Origin of the sequence: Maribacter sedimenticola (assembly GCF_900188415.1) — a bacterium.
Lineage (GTDB): Bacteria > Bacteroidota > Bacteroidia > Flavobacteriales > Flavobacteriaceae > Maribacter > Maribacter sedimenticola.
The window spans coordinates 658,537-674,550 of record NZ_FZNV01000002.1; the positions used below are offsets into that span (position 1 = coordinate 658,537).

The window sequence follows — 16,014 nt, forward strand, 5'->3', positions numbered from 1 at the left end:
ATTAATTTTATTTAATCTTGAAGCTTCATTTTTAACACCAAGTATGGAGGTTTACTAGCATCTTTCCCTTCATTTAACAAAGGCAGATTATGAAGCTGATTTGCTACGATATACAAGTAGTTTCCGTGTATGGCAACACCATCGGGCCAAGACAGGTCTTTTTTAGATTGCGCAATGGTTTTCATTCCAGAAGGCGTGCTTTCTACAATGGCTGAATTTTCAACATCGGTGACATATACTTTACCGTTTGCACCCACTTTAAATCCGTCAGATTTTGGTTTGTTGGCATAAAACTCGATGTACTTATTAAGGTCGCTATCTTGTTTACTTTCATCCGCTAAAACAGCAGATGGAATACGGTAAATTTTGGTATTCCCCATTGCACCATAGTAGATATACTTGTTTTCGTCATCTATAGAAATTGGATTTAAAGGATATCTTGGCTGTATGGTAGTACCATCTTTTCTTTTATGAGAGACCAATCTTCCGTGAATTTTCACTGGTTCATCTGCCGACAAAAACGAAGCATTCCCTTCCAGAACTCGTCTTATATAACCCGTTTCTAAGTTTATTACTACAAAAGCTGGTGCAATTGGCGGATTTAAAGCATCGGTCATATCTGCAATTACCGCAGTGTTGTTTTTCACATCAATCACAAAATCCTGTAAAAAAGGTTTTGTTGATAATACCGTATTCGGGATAGGAAAAACTTTTGTTACATTACCGGTAACCAAATCAAAACCAACCAATTTTGGAACCTGATTTTGTTTCACATTACCCATATCCAAAACCCAAAGAATTCCGTTAGCATCTGCTTGAATTCCGATGGTTGAATTGATACCTTTTATACTTCCGTTTTCTGGTTTTACAATCCATTCTTTATCACCAAACGGAATGGCTTCTCCATTTGGCAAAATTTCTTTCACCATATATTTTGAAGCACTTAAGGCACTCATTGTTACAAATATTCTTCCGTCGTTAGAGACGGTTATATTTCCTGGTCTTGATTCTGGAAATGTTGCTATCGTTTCTAATTGTGCTTGTGCTGATAGTGTAAAATTCATTACAAGTGCGAACAAGACTGTTTTTATAGTTGTTACTGTTTTCATCGTTATTGTTTTTAAAAAGTGAATATGATTTGATTAGTTGCCTAAAAATTTCTTTTGTGTTGATGGATCTACCCAGATAACATCGCTTGGGTCTCTGGCTAAGGCATCAAAAACGAGCACGTCTAACGGACCTTCTATAATTTTTCCGTTTCCGTGCGCTGTACCTTTACCCCAAAAAAGTAAGTCGCCTTTTCCTGCAACAACAGGCCCTTTATCAGCAACATAAAATTCTGCTTTGCCATTTAAAATGTAGAGGTAGGCATCAGATTTTGCGTGGTAGTGCATAGGCACTTCGTCATACAGCCTGAAAATTCTAACGCCTGCGTGTTCACGGTCTATTAATCTGATGTCTTTGATGATACCATTATGACTTTTAGGTAGTAGCGTTATATATTCATCAATATTGATAATACCGTAGGAGTTACCCATTAACGGTCTCTTATCTTCTTGCGCATAGGTGTTAAAGCCTATGGCAATTACTGTAAATAATAGAAAAAGTGTTCTTGTAGTTTTCATAGTACATTGTATTTAATTGTTCGATACAAAATTCTATGAAAACCAAGATGTGTGCGAGGACATACATCACGGATTTTTTGTGATGTATATCAATCTTGAAAAGTGATTTAGGTCACTTTTAGCTGTTAAAACGACTTAAAGTCTCTCTGGATACGCCTAAATAAGAAGCGATTAATTTTTTAGGAACGCGTTGAATCAATTTTGGAAGTTTGTTTAATAGGTACTCATACCTGCTTTCCACGGTCATAGTAAGCAATGAAAGGATTCTTTGTTGCAGATTGATATAACCGTGGTTGGATTTAATTCTGAAAAAATTGGCAACCGCAGGTACTTCAAAGCAAATCTTTTCCCTGTTCTCTAGGGATAAACAGAAAAACTCGGAATCTTCAAGGCAGTCCACAAAAATGGTTCCCGGTTCTTGATGTTGAAAAGCACAATGGTCGCTCACCCAATAGTCTTCCATAGCAAATTGAAGAATGTGTTCTTTGCCTTTTTCGTCTATGGAATATGCTTTTACCAAACCTTTGATAATCCAATATTCAAAGTCTACAGGCTGCCCAACTTGTATTAAAAATTGGTGTTTTTTAAGACTTTTAAATTCAAAGTGTGATTGTACAAAGTTCCACTCTTCATCAGTTAAAGAAACGATTTCCTCAAAATGTTGTCTTAGTAACTGTAACTTGTCTTCCATAAAACAAAAATACTTTTCTTTATTTGAAATGTTATTTATTGTTGCATTTTATATTAGATAGACAACCAGTTAAAGAGCATAAATTTACTTTACACAGTCATTAAAATTACATTTTCATTCCACACACATTGCCCTCCCTCCTATCGTCGGTCAGTTAATAAGTGTTGCATTACCTTTTGAGAAGAAAATTTTTAGAAAGAAAAAAATAAAGAAAGCTTTAGAAAATAACTTTCGCTTTTAACCAAAGCTCAAGTTACATAACGCGGAACATTATAGACCAGATTGGTGTATGTCGTAAAACGGCGCATGCTTGCATTTGATATAATATCAGATATGACGCCTTTAGGTTCATATCGTCAGATATTATGTCAAAACCGTTTTACTTGAATGTTGAAATTATAAGTAGCTATAATTCTATTATGTAAAATATCCCTCACGTTTATAGCTTTTAAGAGAATTACCAACAGGGTCATCAACTTTTTTAATTCACGTAACTTCAATATTTCTACACAGAAAAAACTTTTTAGAGAATTTCAAATTCTTAGAAACCCCCAACGAGAAACCTTTGGGCTGTATCTATAATTAGTCGTTATGTAAAATTGCCGCTCGGCCAACTGCAAATTGCTTTCATAAAATCAAAATGCTCAGGCATTTTATTTTATACGCAATTCCCAGCAGCTTGGCCAGCGCCAAAAAAAGCAAAACCTTTTAGCTATTTTCAAATAAACGATTTACGAGGAATCGTCCGTCAATAAATTTTTCAGAAACTTCCCGTCAACCTGTCGCAAAAGTTTAAAATTTAGCAGAGCATAAATTTCTAAACACTTGCTACCCTCTTCGTTCCAAGCAAACTTTTCCTTCCAAACAAACTTTTCCTTGAAGTCTATTTGACATACTGTGGAGATGTGCTAGTTATTTGAAATTCTCTATTTGATTGTGGATAATATACTCACCTAACTTCTCCATACCCTTCGTAATGAGCTTTATTTCCCAATTTGACAGATATGTATGTATACCGACGTTAATCTCAAAAAAGACGAAATTATCAGGTTTTACAAGGGTTTTAAGGAATTAAGAATACCAAAGGCTCTTTATCAGGAATAAAACCTATTAATGCTACCCAAAGGTTTTCTCTGTGTTCACCTAACTTTTCTTTTGGCACTCTGTAGCTTTGTTGTGCAATCAAATCCATTGGTTGCAGAAATACCTCAGTTTGTCGACCGTTTGGGCTTTTACAATAAAATCAACTCCTTCCCTGCCATTTTCCTTTGCGATGATTTCAAGTCCTGTATATTTTGGCCATTATTTTCTTCTTTTCTTCGTCGGCCCAACTTTTAGGGTTTCAATCACTGTGGTTGCAGGTCTTCTTTTTGCCTCTTCAATAGTCACAAATTGACCTGTTTTTGCACTTCTACCTCTTTTGCTAGTTCTAGCCATGATATTATATTTAAGTTTAGAATGAATTATCGAACGAATATAAAAATTCGTAGAATAAAAAATAGAATATGTTTATAAGTTCTCATAAATGTTAATTACTTTAGCTACGATGAAGAAGTTACACCCTAATCAAGAAAAGTTAATCCATATTTTACGAGAAAGTATAGATGACCCATTAACCATGTTTGAGCTAATGGAAGAGTTGGATGTTGCATCAACAAGTGTTGTTCACCATCATGTTAAACAATTGGAGAAAAAAGGATTTTTAAAAAGAAATCCATCTAATCCAAGGGATTATCAAATTTTAGAAGACCCCGAGAAACCCATAACATATATTAATCAATATGGCCTTGCCGAATGTGGTCCAAATGGCACTATTTTGGACGGTAGTCCTATTGACAGGATACCCATTGCTTCTAGAATTTTAAAATTTCCAACTGAAAAGGCCTTTATTGTTGTTGCTAAAGGAGATTCCATGGAACCCCGAATTTCTTCCGGAGATTTTATTATTGGAGAGAAAACAACCCTTGCAAACGATGGAGATATTGTAGTCTGTGTAAATGAGGAAAAGGCTTTAATTAAACAACTATATAGAAAAGACACTGTCAACATCTTGCATTCATTTAATACCGCTTATCCTCCATTCATATCTGCTGAGGATTTTAAGATTGAAGGAATAGTAAGAAGTATTCTAAAGAATAACATTTAAAGACTATTAACCGATTCCTAAACCAATGATTTGTAATGATTCCCAATTGTATTTGGGATAACTTTGTTGATAATAAAGTTCCTTTCAAGTTATATCATTTCAAATTCTTTTTAATATTGTAACCAAGTACTTGAACCTATAAATGAAGAATTACTCATCCTTAAAAGTCGATTTGAAGTTTGGTTTTGACAAGAATTTCACAAACGAACATGCATATATAACTCATTACATGCAAAGTAATCAAGCCTCATGCGCCTATGAGAACAAAGCATTGGGTTTCATAGAAAACAGGGTTGAAGAGCCTAACTTCCAAACAATTATTCCAATAAAGTGGGATGTTCCATTTCCTCCTCCTAAAGACGAGAAGTTTACTTTCATCGACCTATTCGCCGGAATTGGCGGCTTTAGATTAGCATTACAAAGTCAAATAGGTAAATGTGTCTTTTCATCCGAGATTGATAATTCCGCTAAAAGAACTTACGAATCAAATTTTGGAGAAGTACCTTTTGGAGATATAAGGGAGTTTACAGGAGAACAAATTAGTGATTCGGAGTTAGATTTGTTGATTCCTGACCATACAATTTTAACAGGTGGATTTCCATGTCAACCTTTTAGTTTAGCTGGCGTTTCTTCTAGAAATTCATTAGGTAAATCACATGGTTTTGAAGATAAGGTTAAAGGAAATCTATTCTTTGATATAATGCGAATCGTGTCAGTTAAAAAGCCAGAAGTTATATTCTTGGAAAATGTCAAGAACTTCAAGCGTCATGATGGTGGAAACACATATGATACTGTAAAGTCAGTAATAGAAAACCTGGGATATTCTTTTTTTAGTAAAGTCATAAATTCTAAATCCGTTGTACCTCAAAAACGTGAAAGATTTTATATGGTATGCTTTAAAGATTCCTCTATAGACTTTGAGTTCCCAAATTTTGAAGGGGAACCACTAAAATTAAAATCAATACTTGAAGATAATCCATCTAAAGAATACACTATTTCAGATAAACTTTGGGCAGGGCATCAAAGGCGTACAAAGCGCAATTTAGAAAGAGGTACAGGTTTTACAGCTTTCACAGCGAATCTCGAAAAGCCTTCAAATACTATAGTTGCTAGATATGGAAAAGATGGTAAGGAATGTTTAGTTCCGCAAGAGGGATTAAACCCAAGAAAACTTACCCCAAGAGAATGTGCAAGATTACAAGGTTTCCCTGAAAGTTATATTCTTCCTTCAAGTAATGCTGCTTCTTATAGACAATTTGGCAACTCTGTTGCTGTGCCCGTAGTCGAAAGTATAGCAAAGAAGATTGTTGAAACTTTAGAGAAAAATAAAATATTACGGTAGTTTGGATTTTAAAGATTTCCATAAAGATTTTTTTAGCTCTCGTAACGGAGCCTATTCGCGGGTTACGGAAAGAGAAAATTATGATTCCCAAATAACGCTTACAGATAGCGAGGCTGGAATGGTAGTGGAATATTTTGGCAATGAAAATATTCAAGTCGGAAATGTCGGAAGCAATCCAGATTTGGCTAGTAAGGAATTCCTGTTGTATCCAAATTTCGATTCCATCTCGTTAAATCTAGTCTATCCAAAACCTGATAAACCTGAACTCAGGCTTTATCTATCCTCACGGAGCGGATTCAAACCAAAGGGCGGGGATATTTGGTTTATTTACATAAACTTGGATAATCGAATTGTTATAGGTTCAATTGATGAACCTGCATGGAGAACATTAGGACAGATTGATTTCGAAGATTTGGAATATCAAGAAATAATCGAAAATACTATTCCCGAAGCATCTGCAATTGATATAGACCCAAAAGGTAAGATAATCACGCAAACTTTAAGTGGTAGAACAAGATTTTACAGAGACCCTAGATTGGCGATAATGCGTTTTGATATAACAAGTTATACTTGTGAAATTGACAAATCCCACGAAACATTTATTGCTCAAAGAACGAGAAAGCCTTACGTAGAAGCTCATCATTTTATTCCGATAAAGTTTCAAACTTCTTTCGATTATCCCTTAGATAATTTGGATAATATAGTTTCGCTATGTCCGAATTGCCACAGAGGAATTCATCATGCGGTAACAGACCATAAGTTAGAACTAATTGAAACTATTTATTCAATTCGCCCAAGATTGATAAAAAGCTATTCCTTAGATGACATAGCGCAATATTACAACAGTTTAAAGATTGATGACTAAACCCATTCCACACACATTACACTCCCCTCCTACCGTCGGCTCGCATAATAAGTGTTTATTCATTCCTTGTTTATTATTTTTTAAAGGTATTCATGAATCTCAAAGCGAAATTGCTTTTCGATTTCTTTACCTTTAGAGAAGAAACTTTTTAGAAGAAAAATTTAAAGAAAGTGAAGTCTCAATTACTTTGCTTTACCCAAGCAAAGTGCCATAATGCAAGACATTATGATACAAAAATGTATCATAATCAGACGTTATATAAAATAGCGATAAGTTATAGTAATATTTTTTGGAATACTATTAAAAATAAAGCTGGTGAGTAACTAAATTCTTTCAATTTCTTCAACAACTTGTCCGTTCTCGCGAACGACCATCTTTATAATCTTAGCTTCAGCATTTTTAATAAATTCAAAGGTTAGTGGCGCTTCGGTGCTAAAAAACAGATTTTGTGACATAGGTTGAATAATCAACTGCATTTCACCGGAAACCATTTGTAGAGCGTTTTCTTTTTTTGAAATACTTACACTTGTGGTTGTACTTTTATATTCGCCAACATATTCCGCTAGTATGTTATCTGCCAATGAAATTGCTGTATGTTCACGGATTTCTTGTTTTGGTTGTTTGTGGTTATAGCTCAATACACGTTTCAATTGCCAAGTTTCATTTTTAAGGATATAAAGATGAGTGAATGTAGCTGCGCTGGTTAGATATACCTCTTTATTTATTTCTTTTATATAAAACTCATGTAAACCGTTTTGAATGGCTCCATATAAAACCCCATTATTGTATAGAGGGTATACCTCTACACTACTTTCAATTAATTTACGAATGGGTTTCATATTTGGGTTTGAGCAAATATTTTGCTGAAGCGCCTTAAAAAAATCTTTCTTGGTAGTGCTTGGTCCACTTTGGTCGTGATAAAACTCAAGATCTTCACTTATGTAATCTTCCATATCGGAAAGCACACACTTATTGAAACCATTCTCAAAAAGGATACTATCTATTTTTTTTATGTTCTGGTATAATTCTGATGAAGGTTCTACTTGGGAATTACCGCTTTTAAACAAGAAAATTGCGATTAATAAGAGAAGTGTTGTCTTAGAAGCGGATTTATTTTTCATGAATATCTATTAAGTTAATTCCTTCTAAAGATGAATGTAGTTTATTATTGTTACAGACACGATGAAACATTGGAACTTAAAATACCATTCCACACACATTGCCCTACTCAATTGTTTCGGATAAATAAAGTACCATTACCTTATGAAAAGAAAACTTTTAGAAAGAAATCCAAAAAAGATGGTTACAACTTTGCCAACGCACCATCTCGTTCAAAAAATAAGATTCTCAATCTTTATTTTTATGCCGCAACCAAATCTCAAGTTACATTACGCGGAACAAAATGATACAAAAATGTATCATAATCATACGTTATATAAAATATCAAAAAGTTAACCCTAATTTTAGATTAGTCATAGCTTAAATGTAGCTGTTGCCAATAGTTCTCATATTATTTATAACGTTAAGAATTATTTTTCTGCGGACCGTATGCAGGTAGTTTATACTATCTGTTTGATAAATAAATTATTTTCAGACTGCAATGGTTTCTGAACTTCGACCTAAAAAAAACATAAAATCAAAACTTTACTCTTCTTTTTCATATAAGTATACCCGTTCAAAATCTTCATCCTCGTTTTTAAAGGTAAGATAGATGGTATCCACAACACTATCGCTGCCTTCCATATATCTGTAAGCGATATTGAATTCGTTGGTGTAAACAGTACCAGAAGATGTTCCCGTAATGTTTAAGATTAACGTTACTTCTTCATCGTCCCAATCCCAACTACCTACAAAAGTTTCGGGACTACAGCTTTCCAATGCCTCGGTATAGAAATAGGCGGTACCTATATAATCACCCGAATAATCAAAATTAAAGTCCTTGTCATCGTACGGGTCCAGCGTAAATTCAGAATAGGTAGTTTTGTCACAAGGTATAATATTCTGTCTTCCATCAAAGGTGATGGATGTTAATTTCCACTTCCCTTTTATTTGTACAATCAGGTCTTCTTCATGTTCTATTTCTATGAGCGAACATTGTGTTGTAAGTGCCAACACGAATATGGCAATCAGAATTTTTAATTTCATACGACTGCTTTTAAGCCAAAACTACTTTTGAACAGGGTCGTATACAATACCCGCTATTGGGTAGATTTTATTTACAAATACGTTGTGCTACCTATTTCCACATCAGGTTTACAAACCAAAGGAATTTAGGGCGATGTTGAATGGAACAATTTTAAAGTTTAAGGCCGTAAACTATTTGAATACACCTTCTAGGTTTTCCAGCACGCCTAGCGCAGCACTTTCGCCAGCTAGCATTGCGGCATTTAAAGAGCCGTTTAACTGTACATCCCCGGCCAAATAAATAGTCTCGGTCAATCGTGTTTCAGAAGGTGGTACTTCATATTGTACTTCGCTCAGTTTTGGTAAGGACATGGGAATATGGTAATGTTTTAAGAAGGTACATGAAGTTATGCCACAATAGGTACTTAATTCTTGTTGAACGCCATTTATAAGCTCTTTTCCAGATAATCCTTTATTGTTGATTACCGTTACCGAAAGTAATTCCTTAGCTCCGCTTACCTTAGTTTCAAGACTTGAAGGATAAAAAATAGTATTGATCATCGAATCCGTTTCTGGAAGAAGTCCCACTAATTTTTTATTGATTTTTCTGTTATCGGTTTCAAAATAAAGGGTATCGCAACCATGCCATTCCGTAGCTTGGTTCTTTAGATTTCCAATGAGTTGACTAGGTGCTGTAGCAACGATCGTAAAATCGCTTTCTAACGTAGTACCGTTAGCAAGTAGTATTTCTTTTTCGCTAACGGAAGTTACGGCGGTATTATATTGTATAGAAGTGTTTTTTAACCGACGGACCAATTGTTTGGGAATTTCTTCCATTCCTCCTTTAGGCACGGCAGCATCACCTTCACCGAACATTTTATAGACAAATAGGAACATTCTACTGGATGTTTCTAGCTGGTCTTCAAGAAAAATACCGCCAAAGAACGGTTTAAAAAAGTCATGTATCATACCTGCTGAAAAGCCAAAATTCTTTAAGTAGGTAAGGGTGGTTTCTTCCTTTGTTGCAAAAATTTCTGAAAGGGATTTATTTTTAAGTGTTGTGTTTAATAGTAAAATTTTCAGTTTGTCGGAAACGGTACCAATATTTGCAAAAAGCGTTGAGAATATGAGACTTATATCTCTAAGCGGGTCACCTATAATGTGTTGTTTCCTATTCTTAAAAATAACCGCGCCAGGTAAAAAGCGTTGTAGCTCCAAAGCATTGAAATTGAGATATTTCTGAGCGGTAGGATAAGCGGTAAGCAGCACTTGAAACCCGTGGTCTAATTGATATCCATTGATAATATCCGTCTTGACCCTACCTCCTGCCCTTTCGGTTGCTTCAAGTATTATGGGAGAAAATCCGTTTTGTTCCAATACAATGGCAGCTATTAATCCACTAATTCCGGCGCCAACGATATGTATTCTATAGTCCTGTTTGTTCACGATTTATTTTGTTTAACTAATTTTAAATAAAAATAAACAAAAATAGTATATTTGAAAGAAGGTTAATAGTGACCTTTAAAACAAAACTACTTTAATATGAATTATTTTCTTATTGCTTGTCAATTAATAGTTGGACTAAGCATACTCAATGTTTGGCTAATACAGTATAAAAAAGAAACGAAATGGCGTGGCGGAAATGCCAAAACGATTATTGAAGAATTCAAGGTCTATGGGCTTTCTGAAACGATGTGCTATATCGTTGGGTTTCTAAAGGTAACCCTTGCAATTTTGCTAATGGTAGGTATTTGGGTGCCTAAATTAACACAACCTGCTGCTTTAGGGTTGGCTGCTTTATTGTTGGGTTCTATAGTTATGCATCTTAAGATTCAAGACCCTTTGTTCAAATCTTTTCCTGCAGCCTTGTTTTTAACATTATGCCTGTTAATTGTCTTTTTGTAGCAGTATTACAAAATATATTGTTGGTAATAACGATACGCTATAAATAGATTTATTAGCGCAAGAACTAGCGAAGGCAAAGACGCTGAAATACTATCGTTTATCTTTATTCTGACCCCAAAGCCCAAAAGCATTAGGAGCGATAGTCCTGCGGCAGAAATTAGGACTAATAAGGGTGACATAAAAAATCCAAAAATTAAACCTAATGCTCCGGTAAGCTGAAGATATGCCGTTATAACTCTTTGTTTACTTAAGCCAAACCGAATAAACTCATCATTCATTTTTTGGGAAAATAAACATTCAAATCCATAGTACAGGAAACCTATGCTCGATATTAAAATGGCTATGTTCAAAAAGATCATTAACAATGGATTGGAGTTGTTCTATATAAAAACAACTAATTAATCAAGTAGTTCTATTTTTTTCATTATTTCATCGGCTTCAAACGTTTTTTGATCACTCATTTTTCTGTTTGTAGTGGACAAGGTATGCGCTTCTTTCAATAACTTTTCATATTGAGATTGCAATTTTTCTTTTTCCGACTTCATTTTAAATATTCCGAACATAGTTTTCATATTTCTGATGAATAAACCTCTGCAAAGTATACATCAAAAATACAAAATGTTTAATTATATATCATTATAATTAAACAAAATAAACAATCTTTAAATTAGGGTTAACTCAATTGTGCTAAAACGCACTAAAGGTTAGGGTTGGATTACAAACCAGGTTCCTGCGTATTATTAAAAAAATAGGATGATCAAACTTTACCCTAAACGGTTCACTTTTAATAATACAACCTAAAATCTAACAATTTACAGACATTGTAATGCCTTTGGTGTAGCTCTTCGACTACATCGAACATATTATCATCTTCTTTAAATAAGTTGAAGAATGCCTCATCTAGGTTGGCACTACTTACTCCGTTGTATGCATTACCATAACCAGAAATAGCTTTGGCATTGGTGATATCCAAGAAGTATTGTGCTTCCTCCTCGTCCAAATCCAAAATTTTGGCATTGGAGAAATGTAGAATCTTTCCTTTTAATCGACCTTCAAATAGCTCAGCAATTTCTTGTAGCGTATAATAGTAATCGTTTAGGCAGATACTATTGGCTTCACCGGCCATGACCAAATAAATGATTTCATAGTCCTTAAAATTATGGTCATCCAAAACCAGCGCGTTCAGGCTATCCTCAAGTCCTTCAATAGTGTCGCATGTTTTATAAATACTTGCTATGCCATATTTCATGGCCAGTTGCGTCAAACTTTTTTGAGCTTCGGTAACCTTGTCGGTTTCTATATCTTGAACGCCTTCCAAACAATAAATGAAATTTTCTTCATCCGTAAATTGTTCTTGGGGTAATTGGTGTCTTTTCTCTAGCAAGATTCTGTAATTAATTGAACCACAAAATTACTGTAACTCTTTTTGTCTTTTTAGCGATTTTGCATAAAAATCTGTTTCAAACACCTTACTTTTCTTCCTACCTAATGACTAAAAACTATAGCATACCAACATGATAGATTTAATAAAAAGTCCCTGTATACCCTTCAGCTATTAACCGATTATTGTATACAGAGACTGTAAGAAGTGCACTTATGTGATCCTATTTTCTTAGTGCTAAAATTATATAATAACAGTTCAATAATGAGCTGCAAATCTTGATTATAGATCAATGGCGGTGTTGGCCATGTTTAAAAGGTCTTTCATGGTAAAAACACCATTGGTGCCTAAGGTTGGGGACCAATCCCTATTGCTGCCCAAGTATGAAGCTTCGTCCATTTCCAAAAGACCAATAATGGTTTCGGCAACGATGGTTGCACCTACAGGTCCCAGCCCTTCGCCAGGTTTGCTGCCAGCGCTATCAATTCTACCTATTTCTTCGGCCTCTGCCAAGATATAGAACCATAAAGGCGTACCGCTGTCCAAATTAATATCATGGGTCTGTGCCAGGTTACGGATTAAATTTTTGATATCGTTGATTTCTGCGGTATCTCGTTGCATACACTCGGCAATGGTTTCCCCGGAAGGCAATAAAAAGCTCTGTCCCCTTCTCAGGTTTCGGGTGGCAAGCGACCTATCTGCAGGGTTTGCGGACTGTATAAAAGGTAAATCCAATAAGATTGCGGCTAGTTTGGTATCCAGTTTTTCCGCACGTTGATAGGTACCATCAAAATCAAACAAGGTTTCCCAATGGATAACCTGTGCCTCATTCTTTATCTTCTCGAAGCCCCTACCAAATTGGGGCGAAAAAATACTATGGACAGGCCCGCTAGGCTGTAACTTAAGTGCCTGGTTGATCATGGAGTGGCCAAATCTATATGCAGCGACCGAGAATTCTATAGGTATAAAAGGTTGGTTGCACGGTTTGTAAAACTTACGTCCCGATCCCAGGATATCGCCCACAATTTTGGAACCACATAACAAGGGCAAAAATTCGTTCACTACAATCCATTGATAATGGTACATGACTAGCTCACGTGCCTCTTCGTAAATTTCAACCGCACTCTTATGGGGATCCGCGTTTTTAATAGCATCATAGTTTGCATTGTAAAAGCGGATCATGGCCAACTGAAATTGGGATATTACCCGGTTTTCATCATTTCTAGGATCACCGATTATAGCAGTTTCGGTACCGGTACGGGGGAGGTCATGCTTTTCCAATTTGGCCGCTTGACCTTGATTTTGGTTGCTTTTTCCGGTTAATAGGTAAAGCCCCCTACCGTTGGGTTTATCGTATAGAAACGGTTCGTCCTCCGGTCCGCCACCAAAAATACAGTCCAGGTCCAAATTGGCCGTTCGGGTATTTTCTATTTGTAGCGGATTGTTGATACTGCTAAAATTGGATTGTGTGTCAAACGTAATGTCATGGTCAATAAACTGGCCAAAAAATATCATTCCCAATGGTACATCACTGGTCAATTGTGCCGGTGAGGTCCCTTCCATTGGTCCACCGGGTGCACCCAATTTATTAAGCTCGAGCGGATTGATATATAAGGGCGAAACTTCCCGGAACATTCTTCCAAACCTACCTATAGATTCAATTTGGTAGGATTTAAGCGTGCATAGCATATTCTTGCCATAAAAACTGTGTTGTCCATGATTGTTGTTCATAACTGCTTATTTAAAGGATTAGTTTATAATAATGCCTGTAAGGGCTGTTGTTGCATTAATACTATGTAAGGGGGGCTGGATAAAAAATCTAACCGACAATAAACATATAGCGCTCAGGTGCTTTTAATTAGAAAGCACTACGAGGCGGATGATCATTATATCTGCTGCAGGAATAGTACCTACTTGGATAATCCGATCAGTGTCGGGAAAATGTTATAAATGAGAGGAAATTGGTTGTATAAATGTAATTACTTAATTATTAGGAAGTTATAATTTTGTGCATGTTGATAGTTATCTTGTAGGAATTGCACTTTTTTTGTAGGAATTTGTAGAGAATCCATGTAAGCCTACATTGGTCTAACCCCAATTTGGACCTGGTTATTGACCGAAGAAAAATGTCATTGAGCCGTGCTTAGGTACTGAGCGTTAGTTTATAAAGAACTTTCAGGCTATTCATCCGAAATTATTTTCCAAAATTGAAGTATGCGGTAATTTTCGCCTTTGAAAAATCGTATTCTATTTTTATGAAGCTTGAATTAGTTATTGTTGATGATTCCCCATTATGGCTATCCCTTGCAGAGAAACTGGCCAGCGCACACCCTTTGGTAGGCGGTGTACTTACTTTTGAAGATTCCTATGATGCATGGATACATATACAGATTGCCAAGCCACAGGTGGTGATGGCAGATATTGAAATGCCGGGAATGAACGGTTTTTCCTTTTTAGAGATGTACGGAAATCGCTTACCGTTCATATCTAGCTCTACCAAATTGGATTTTGAGGTAATTGCCAGGGAGCTGGGGTGCGTTGACTTTATTGCCAAACCCTTCTCCAAGCAGGCATTTTTTAAGTCCATCGATTTGGTGTATGACAGGATTTATGGTAAGAGAAGTGCTTAATACTCGGATTACACCTTATTATACTGTTTTAAAGCGATTTCATTAGCAGCGTCTTTGTGCGTATGTTTTAGAAATATAGGAAAACATTATGAAAGTATGTTTTTAAGACTTTAGTTTTAATTATTTATGCGATATAAAAAAGAGCTTGTAGGAATTGAATGCTACAAGCTCTTTTTGTAAAATTTTTGATCTTTTATCTAATCAAGACCAACAATTAAAAAGTGGTCTAAACTTACTTTTTCATATTTACGATACCTATGGGTTGTAATAAGGTTTCCATAGAACCAATGTGTAAGCCAGTAGGATTGGATTTTGCCGCAACACCAGGAGAACCTTTTGGTAGATCGTAAGATTCGCCAACAGAGGCTGCGCCATAACCTAAATCTTTCATAGAACCGGCTGTAATTCTACTTAATGGATTTTCGCCCAAATTAAGAAAACCTGTCATGAGCTCATTGTTCAATACTTCCTCATCCCAATGTCCCAATGCAGTGCCAGGTCCAAAATCACCCTCTACGGGCAATTCCAATGTACCTCCTTCGGCATTCCAAAATACATTTGCTTTTTTACCTAAAAAGTAGGGGTTGCTATCATCCCCGCCTCGTAATGTTCTGTCAAATCCAATGGGTACTGTATTCCAGAGTGTTCCTATGCCCAAAACGTGGCCCATTTCATGAACGATAACCTCTTCGAACAAATCAAGCTCTTCCAAAAAATCCAAATCGGCCACATCAAAGAACATAACGCCTGACAAGGTCAAGAAATCATCGCTACGTACAAATTGAGGACCTGCTTGACCTAGAATTCCACCGGAACCATCAATTGGTGCTAGGACCACTTCAATAATAATGTCATCTACAACACCTTCATCTACCAACGGTGGTAAACCCTCAAAGGCTGAAGGTAGCGTGCCTGTAAATGAGGGCTCGTCCTTAATTATGATTCTTTCCCAACGCGCAGCGGCAGCTTCAAAAACTTCCTGTTGTCTGGGAGTTGGAGGCAATAAGTAACTTAAGGTGATATTGAACCTACCACGGTCTACCCCTGGAGCCTCGGTTGTTTTAAGAGCATCCGTGCCTAAATCATCAATAATAATAAGGTCACTGGAAGGTGTCCTTAAGGAAAAGTCAAATTCTTGAGAATCGGTTGGTTCCAATATTTCATTGGTACCAGTTTCATGACTACAAGATGTTAGCAATAGGGACCCAAAGACCATACTGCAACCAATGAATTTTAGGGAACTTTTAATAGTGTTCTTCATAAAAAAATAAAGTGTTAGTGGTTAATAATTAAACAGTTTTATAA

18 protein-coding genes are annotated in these 16,014 nt (G+C 35.9%); 5 read left to right on the forward strand and 13 right to left on the reverse strand.

Annotated elements, in window-relative coordinates:
• Positions 1–11: 11 nt before the first annotated feature.
• The 5 genes from CHB68_RS07940 to CHB68_RS18780 form a co-directional block, all read right to left on the reverse strand.
• Entirely contained in the window at positions 12–1,109 is a 1,098-nt protein-coding gene (locus CHB68_RS07940) for an L-dopachrome tautomerase-related protein (protein WP_089260308.1), read from the reverse strand.
• Positions 1,110–1,142: 33 nt separating this feature from the next.
• On the reverse strand, positions 1,143–1,625 hold the full coding sequence (locus tag CHB68_RS07945) for a cupin domain-containing protein (protein WP_089260309.1): 483 nt from the start codon (positions 1,623–1,625) through the stop codon (positions 1,143–1,145).
• 118 nt (positions 1,626–1,743) lie between these two features.
• Complete coding sequence (locus CHB68_RS07950; protein ID WP_089260310.1) at positions 1,744–2,316, reverse strand: Crp/Fnr family transcriptional regulator; 573 nt, start codon at positions 2,314–2,316, stop codon at positions 1,744–1,746.
• Between the two features lie 1,063 nt (positions 2,317–3,379).
• Positions 3,380–3,508, reverse strand: coding sequence for a hypothetical protein (locus CHB68_RS18775; protein ID WP_262494230.1), 129 nt, complete (start codon positions 3,506–3,508; stop codon positions 3,380–3,382).
• Positions 3,509–3,618: 110 nt separating this feature from the next.
• A complete protein-coding gene (locus CHB68_RS18780; protein WP_262494231.1) occupies positions 3,619–3,753 on the reverse strand; it encodes a hypothetical protein in 135 nt (44 codons plus the stop codon).
• A gap of 109 nt (positions 3,754–3,862) precedes the next feature.
• Between CHB68_RS18780 and CHB68_RS07955 the strand changes: the two genes are divergently transcribed.
• The 3 genes from CHB68_RS07955 (at position 3,863) to CHB68_RS07965 (ending at position 6,669) form a co-directional block, all read left to right on the forward strand.
• Positions 3,863–4,462 (forward strand): LexA family protein, encoded by a 600-nt coding sequence (locus CHB68_RS07955; RefSeq protein ID WP_218822491.1) that lies wholly within the window; start codon positions 3,863–3,865, stop codon positions 4,460–4,462.
• A 142-nt stretch (positions 4,463–4,604) separates the two neighbouring features.
• Complete coding sequence (locus CHB68_RS07960) at positions 4,605–5,804, forward strand: DNA cytosine methyltransferase (protein ID WP_089260312.1); 1,200 nt, start codon at positions 4,605–4,607, stop codon at positions 5,802–5,804.
• 1 nt (position 5,805) lies between these two features.
• Positions 5,806–6,669, forward strand: coding sequence for an HNH endonuclease (locus CHB68_RS07965; RefSeq protein ID WP_089260313.1), 864 nt, complete (start codon positions 5,806–5,808; stop codon positions 6,667–6,669).
• 323 nt (positions 6,670–6,992) lie between these two features.
• Here CHB68_RS07965 and CHB68_RS07970 read toward each other — a convergent pair whose 3' ends face one another.
• The 3 genes from CHB68_RS07970 to CHB68_RS07985 form a co-directional block, all read right to left on the reverse strand.
• Positions 6,993–7,790 carry a DUF4440 domain-containing protein gene (locus tag CHB68_RS07970; protein ID WP_089260314.1) on the reverse strand — a complete coding sequence of 266 codons (798 nt, stop codon included), beginning with the start codon at positions 7,788–7,790 and terminating at the stop codon, positions 6,993–6,995.
• 523 nt (positions 7,791–8,313) lie between these two features.
• Positions 8,314–8,814, reverse strand: coding sequence for a hypothetical protein (locus CHB68_RS07980; RefSeq protein ID WP_089260316.1), 501 nt, complete (start codon positions 8,812–8,814; stop codon positions 8,314–8,316).
• A gap of 171 nt (positions 8,815–8,985) precedes the next feature.
• Positions 8,986–10,239: an NAD(P)/FAD-dependent oxidoreductase gene (locus CHB68_RS07985; protein WP_089260317.1), complete on the reverse strand. Its 1,254-nt coding sequence runs from the start codon at positions 10,237–10,239 to the stop codon at positions 8,986–8,988.
• A 96-nt stretch (positions 10,240–10,335) separates the two neighbouring features.
• On the opposite strand from CHB68_RS07985, the gene CHB68_RS07990 reads away from it, so the two are divergent.
• Positions 10,336–10,698, forward strand: a complete 363-nt coding sequence (locus CHB68_RS07990; RefSeq protein ID WP_089260318.1) for a DoxX family protein — start codon at positions 10,336–10,338, stop codon at positions 10,696–10,698.
• Between the two features lie 5 nt (positions 10,699–10,703).
• Here CHB68_RS07990 and CHB68_RS07995 read toward each other — a convergent pair whose 3' ends face one another.
• From CHB68_RS07995 to CHB68_RS08005, 4 genes are all read right to left on the reverse strand, one after another.
• The gene (locus CHB68_RS07995) at positions 10,704–11,057 is read right to left on the reverse strand and encodes a DoxX family protein (RefSeq protein ID WP_089260319.1); all 354 of its coding nucleotides are present in this window, start codon (positions 11,055–11,057) and stop codon (positions 10,704–10,706) included.
• A 39-nt stretch (positions 11,058–11,096) separates the two neighbouring features.
• Positions 11,097–11,261 (reverse strand): Lacal_2735 family protein, encoded by a 165-nt coding sequence (locus CHB68_RS18425; protein WP_143815181.1) that lies wholly within the window; start codon positions 11,259–11,261, stop codon positions 11,097–11,099.
• Positions 11,262–11,482: 221 nt separating this feature from the next.
• Positions 11,483–12,082: a DUF6642 family protein gene (locus CHB68_RS08000; protein ID WP_089260320.1), complete on the reverse strand. Its 600-nt coding sequence runs from the start codon at positions 12,080–12,082 to the stop codon at positions 11,483–11,485.
• A 279-nt stretch (positions 12,083–12,361) separates the two neighbouring features.
• Positions 12,362–13,810, reverse strand: a complete 1,449-nt coding sequence (locus CHB68_RS08005) for a peroxidase family protein (RefSeq protein ID WP_089260321.1) — start codon at positions 13,808–13,810, stop codon at positions 12,362–12,364.
• A gap of 524 nt (positions 13,811–14,334) precedes the next feature.
• Between CHB68_RS08005 and CHB68_RS08010 the strand changes: the two genes are divergently transcribed.
• A complete protein-coding gene (locus CHB68_RS08010) occupies positions 14,335–14,709 on the forward strand; it encodes a response regulator (RefSeq protein ID WP_089260322.1) in 375 nt (124 codons plus the stop codon).
• 232 nt (positions 14,710–14,941) lie between these two features.
• Here the strand turns inward: CHB68_RS08010 and CHB68_RS08015 are convergent, their stop codons facing one another.
• The gene (locus CHB68_RS08015) at positions 14,942–15,970 is read right to left on the reverse strand and encodes a leishmanolysin-related zinc metalloendopeptidase (RefSeq protein WP_089260323.1); all 1,029 of its coding nucleotides are present in this window, start codon (positions 15,968–15,970) and stop codon (positions 14,942–14,944) included.
• Positions 15,971–16,014 lie beyond the last annotated feature (44 nt).

What these genes read in the sequence shown, in the direction of transcription:
- CHB68_RS07950 (WP_089260310.1), bottom strand. Translation starts at nt 2,316, where the DNA reads ATGGAAGACAAGTTACAGTTACTAAGACAACATTTTGAGGAAATCGTT.
- CHB68_RS07945 (WP_089260309.1), bottom strand. Translation starts at nt 1,625, where the DNA reads ATGAAAACTACAAGAACACTTTTTCTATTATTTACAGTAATTGCCATA.
- CHB68_RS08015 (WP_089260323.1), bottom strand. Translation starts at nt 15,970, where the DNA reads ATGAAGAACACTATTAAAAGTTCCCTAAAATTCATTGGTTGCAGTATG.
- CHB68_RS07980 (WP_089260316.1), bottom strand. Translation starts at nt 8,814, where the DNA reads ATGAAATTAAAAATTCTGATTGCCATATTCGTGTTGGCACTTACAACA.
- CHB68_RS07995 (WP_089260319.1), bottom strand. Translation starts at nt 11,057, where the DNA reads ATGATCTTTTTGAACATAGCCATTTTAATATCGAGCATAGGTTTCCTG.
- CHB68_RS07990 (WP_089260318.1), top strand. Translation starts at nt 10,336, where the DNA reads ATGAATTATTTTCTTATTGCTTGTCAATTAATAGTTGGACTAAGCATA.
- CHB68_RS07970 (WP_089260314.1), bottom strand. Translation starts at nt 7,790, where the DNA reads ATGAAAAATAAATCCGCTTCTAAGACAACACTTCTCTTATTAATCGCA.
- CHB68_RS08005 (WP_089260321.1), bottom strand. Translation starts at nt 13,810, where the DNA reads ATGAACAACAATCATGGACAACACAGTTTTTATGGCAAGAATATGCTA.
- CHB68_RS18775 (WP_262494230.1), bottom strand. Translation starts at nt 3,508, where the DNA reads ATGGATTTGATTGCACAACAAAGCTACAGAGTGCCAAAAGAAAAGTTA.
- CHB68_RS18780 (WP_262494231.1), bottom strand. Translation starts at nt 3,753, where the DNA reads ATGGCTAGAACTAGCAAAAGAGGTAGAAGTGCAAAAACAGGTCAATTT.
- CHB68_RS18425 (WP_143815181.1), bottom strand. Translation starts at nt 11,261, where the DNA reads ATGTTCGGAATATTTAAAATGAAGTCGGAAAAAGAAAAATTGCAATCT.
- CHB68_RS07960 (WP_089260312.1), top strand. Translation starts at nt 4,605, where the DNA reads ATGAAGAATTACTCATCCTTAAAAGTCGATTTGAAGTTTGGTTTTGAC.
- CHB68_RS07940 (WP_089260308.1), bottom strand. Translation starts at nt 1,109, where the DNA reads ATGAAAACAGTAACAACTATAAAAACAGTCTTGTTCGCACTTGTAATG.
- CHB68_RS08010 (WP_089260322.1), top strand. Translation starts at nt 14,335, where the DNA reads ATGAAGCTTGAATTAGTTATTGTTGATGATTCCCCATTATGGCTATCC.
- CHB68_RS07955 (WP_218822491.1), top strand. Translation starts at nt 3,863, where the DNA reads ATGAAGAAGTTACACCCTAATCAAGAAAAGTTAATCCATATTTTACGA.